The sequence below is a fragment of the Streptosporangium nondiastaticum genome (assembly GCF_003011965.1).
GTDB classification, from domain to species: domain Bacteria; phylum Actinomycetota; class Actinomycetes; order Streptomycetales; family Streptomycetaceae; genus Streptomyces; species Streptomyces nondiastaticus.
The window spans coordinates 1-4,219 of record NZ_PXWG01000253.1; the positions used below are offsets into that span (position 1 = coordinate 1).

The window sequence follows — 4,219 nt, forward strand, 5'->3', positions numbered from 1 at the left end:
TCCGGCTCGCCCTCGGCCCGCGCCGAGGCCCTGCTGACCGGCCGGTTCCACGCGGGCGCGCCCGACGTCGTCCTGCTGGCCCGCGCCCCGGTCTCGGTCGACGCGCCCGGTGCCCGCGCGGCGGGCCTCGCGCTCGTCGGCCGCCTGTGCCGCGAGCCCGGCGTCACCGGCGTGGACTCCTACTGGACCGGGCCCGTCACGCGCGGCGCGTGCCGTACTCCAGGAGCCCGCAGCAGTGTGGACGACGCCGCGCTGCGCTCGGCAGACGCCCGCACGGCGCTCGTGGCGGTGCGCCTGGAAGGCGGCGGGCGGGCCGCGCGGGCGGCCGTAGAGCGCCTCCTGCCGGCCGCCACCGCCTCCCCCGGCCCCCTGCGGGTGCAGGTCACCGGGCACGCCGTCCTCGACCGCGCCCTGGAGCGCTACAGCGAACGCGACCTCCTGCGGACCGAAGTCCTCGCCGTCCCGGCCACCTTGCTGCTCCTGCTCTTCGTCTTCGGGAGCCCCGCGGCGGCCTGCCTGCCGCTCGCCGTGGGCGCCGTCGCGGTGACCGGCACGCTCGCCGTGCTGCGCGTCCTGACCGCCGTGACGGAGGTGTCGACGTTCGCCCTGAACATCACCGCCGCGGTGGGCCTCGCCCTCGCCATCGACTACAGCCTCTACCTGGTCGCGCGCTACCGCGAGGAGACCGCCGCGGGGCGGGCGCCGGAGGAAGCCGTACAGGCCGCGGCCGGCACGGCCGGACGGACCGTGGTCGTCTCGGCCGCGGCCGTGGCGCTCGGCCTGCTCGCCCTGACGCTGTTCCCGCTGCACATCCTGCGCTCGATGGCCTACGCCGGGGTGAGCGTGGTGCTGCTCGCGGCCGCCTCGGCCCTGCTGCTCGTCCCGGCGGCGCTGTCCCGCTTCCCCCGGGCGATCGGCCGGGGCGACCTGTTCGCGCGGTGGCGCCGCCCGCCGGGCAGGGCGCGGGACGGCTGGCGGCGGCTGGCCCTGCGGGTGATGCGCCGTCCGCTGCTGGTCACGGCCGTCACCACCGGTGCCCTGCTCGTCCTCGCGCTCCCCTTCCGCCAGGTCTCCTTCGGCTTCAGCGACGACCGGGTGCTCCCCCGCGACGCCCCCGAGGTACGGGCTGCCCAGGAGCTGCGCGACGGCTTCCCGCAGCTGCGCGACCCCGTCGAAGTGGTCCTGCCGGGATGGCGGCCCGACGGCCGCGGCCGGGTCGCGGAGCTGGACGCGTACGCCCGGCGGCTGTCGGTCCTCCCGGGCGTCCTGGCCGTGCGGACCGCGACCGGTTCCTACATCCAGGGCCAGGACGTGCCGCTCGCCTGCGCGGCCGAGGCTTCCCCCGCCCCCGGCGCCCTGCCCGGCTGCCCGGCCCTGCGGAACTTCGCCTCGCCCGCCGGCACCTGGCTCGCGGTCAGCGGCACGGCCGGCCCCTACGCCCCGGAGTCCGCCGCGCTCGTCGGCCGGCTGCGGGCGGCCCGCGCGCCCGCCCCGGTGCTCGCCGGCGGGCCGACGGCGCAGTTCGAGGACGCCCGCGACGTCCTCGCCCGGCGGCTGCCGTGGGCCCTGGGGGCGATGGCCGCGGCCACGTTCCTGCTGCTGCTCGTGTTCACCCGGAGCGTGTTCCTGCCGCTGAAGGCGCTCGCGGTCAACCTCCTCAGCCTGACCGCGACGTTCGGCGCCATGGTGTTCGTCTTCCAGCAGGGCCATCTGAAGTGGCTGGTCGGCGACTTCACGGCCACCGGCACGATCAGCGTCGTCGTACCCGTGATCACGTTCTGCCTCGCCTTCGGGCTGTCCCTGGACTACGAGATCCTGCTGCTGGCCCGGATCCGCGAGGCCCATGCCCGCACCGGCGACACCGTGCGGGCCACGGCCGCCGGACTCCAGGCGGCGGGCCCGCTGTTCACCGCCTCGGCCGCCCTCGTCCTGGCCGTCCTGCTCGCCCTGGCCACGGCCGAGGTCGCCCTCGTGAAGCTCCTCGCCGTCACGACCGCCCTGTCGGTCGTCCTCGACACGGTGGCGATCCGCCCGCTCCTCGTGCCCGCCGTGATGCGCCTGGCCGGCCGCGCCAACTGGTGGCTGCCGTCCCTGCCCCGGCGCCTCCCCCGCACCGCGCGGCCGTCCTCCCCGGGGGCCCGCGGCCTCCGCGCCTCTCCCGACGAAGAACTCTCCTGACCTCCGCTTCCTCACCCGGGGTAGCGGCACGGCCCGTTCCGGCGGCAAGGTGGGGAGGCACGAGGACGAAGGAACGGGAGGGGACGTCCGGTGAGCGGACTCAACAAGGAAACGAGCGGAAACCTCGGCAGGCAAGCGAGCGGCAGCCTCAGCAAGGGGCTGGGCAAGGTGAAGGTGTCGCTGATGTGGGATCCGAGCCCGCTGGGCATGCCGGACCATGACCTCGACATCATCGCGGGGACGTACAGCGCGGAGGATCCGCACGGAAAACCCGCCTATCTCGTGCACTTCGACCAGCGGCTGTCGCCCGACGGCACCATCAACCTCAACCGTGACAGCCGCACCGGCGCCGGCTTCGGCGCCGACGAAGTGATGACGCTGGAGCTCGACCGGCTCTCCTCCTCGTACGCCCGCGTCGTCGTGGGGGTGGCCATCCAGCAGAACGGCGGGCACAAGACCTTCGGGGACGTGCCGAACACCGGGGTGCAGGTCGTGGAGGGATACACCGAGCTGGTCGCGGACGACTTCTCCGGTGTCGCCGGGGCCACGGCGGCGACGGTGGTGGAGTTCGTGCGCGACAGCAGGGGCGTGTGGGAGTGCCGCCGCGCCGTCCGGGGGTTCGACGCGGATCCGGAGACGTTCGCCGCGGTGATGGGCCGCGCGTGACCCGGGAGTCCTGCCCGGCTACTTCGTGGCCGGGCAGAACTCCGCCTTGATCACGTCACCGGCGGCGCTGGTGTCGCCCAGGGTGTCGGTGCTGAAGTTGTAGACGAGGCTGCGCCGGGTGTCCGCGGAGACGTAGGCGACGCTCTGGGTGCCGATGAAGAAGCCGGTGTGGCCCCACAGCTCCGTGCCGCAGAGCGTGAAGTGGAACAGCCCGAGACCGTATTCCACGCCCGGCTCCTCGCCGTCGGGGACGGTCGTCTTCAGCTCCCGCTGCTGGGCCGGCGGCAGCAGCCTGCCCCGCAGCAGCGCGGTGAGGAAGCGGTCGAGGTCGCCGGGGCTGGTGATCAGGTCGCCGGTGCCCCGGATGAGCGACGGATCGATGTCGGTGACGTCGTGCAACCTGCGGTCCGGTTCGTCGGAGAACCGGCTGTAGCCGCGTCCGGCGGGGGCCGGGAGCGTGCGCTGGTGGCGCGGCAGGCTGGTGGAGTGCAGGCCGAGCGGCACGATGATGCGGCGCTCCACCTCCTCCTCGTAGGACCGACCGGTCGCCTTCTCCATCACGAGGGCGGCGATGACGTAACCGGTGGGGCTGTAGGAGTAGCGGGTGCCGGGCGGGAAGTCCGGAGCGTGGGCCGTCGCGGTCCGCACGATCTGCTCGGGCGTCCAGCTGTCGTAGCGGTGCTCCAGGAACGCGGTGGTGGTGAGGTTCCGCACGATCCCGGGGTCTCCGGTGTAGTCGTAGAGCCCGCTGGTGTGGTTGAGGAGCTGGCGCAGGGTGATCCTCCGGCCGTCGTTGCCGTGCCCGCGGACCAGACCGGGCAGCCATTTCTCGACGGTGTCGTCGAGCGTGAGCCGGTGCTCGGCCTCCAGCTGGAGGAGGACGGTCGAGACGAAGGGCTTGACGATGCTGCCGGCGCGGAAGTGCTCCTCGGGCAGCCTGGGGCGCTTGGTGTCCAGGTCGGCGACGCCGGCGGTGCCGCGCCACGTGCCGTGCGGGCCGCGGGCGAGGGCGATGACGCCGGGGACGCCCGCCTTGACGGCGGCGTCGATGGCGGCGCGGGTGCGCTCGTGCCCGCTGCCGGGGGCGGCGGGCCCGGCCTCCCCTGCCTCCCCGGCCGCCCCGGCGGGGATGGCGGCGCCTGCCGGAGCGGGAACCGTCAGCACGGACCCTGCCATCGCGGCGGCGGTCAGGAGCACGGCCAGAGCAGCTCTCGCCGCACGGCCCCTCCTCGGCGAACGCTTCGTCACCTCCTCGGCGAGGTCCTCCGCGTGGGCGGGCAAGGGCTCACCGGCCCGCAGGCGGCGGCGGACCAGCGAGAGCGGCAGGTCGATCATGGCCACGCTGACGCGTTCGGCCGCCGCGGGCCCCTCGGCC

The 4,219-nt window shown here is 74.8% G+C and carries 3 protein-coding genes; 2 read left to right on the forward strand and 1 reads right to left on the reverse strand.

Annotated features, from left to right (window positions below; genetic code table 11):
• Both B7P34_RS35230 and B7P34_RS35235 read left to right on the forward strand, forming a co-directional pair.
• Nucleotides 1-2,178, forward strand: a 2,178-nt coding sequence (locus tag B7P34_RS35230) for an MMPL family transporter (RefSeq protein ID WP_106682202.1), incomplete at its 5' end; no start/stop codon positions are given.
• Nucleotides 2,179-2,268: 90 nt separating this feature from the next.
• A complete protein-coding gene (locus B7P34_RS35235) occupies nt 2,269-2,844 on the forward strand; it encodes a TerD family protein (protein WP_106682203.1) in 576 nt (191 codons plus the stop codon).
• Between the two features lie 18 nt (nt 2,845-2,862).
• Here B7P34_RS35235 and B7P34_RS35240 read toward each other — a convergent pair.
• On the reverse strand, nt 2,863-4,219 hold a 1,357-nt coding region (locus B7P34_RS35240), incomplete at its 5' end, for a serine hydrolase domain-containing protein (protein WP_223268574.1).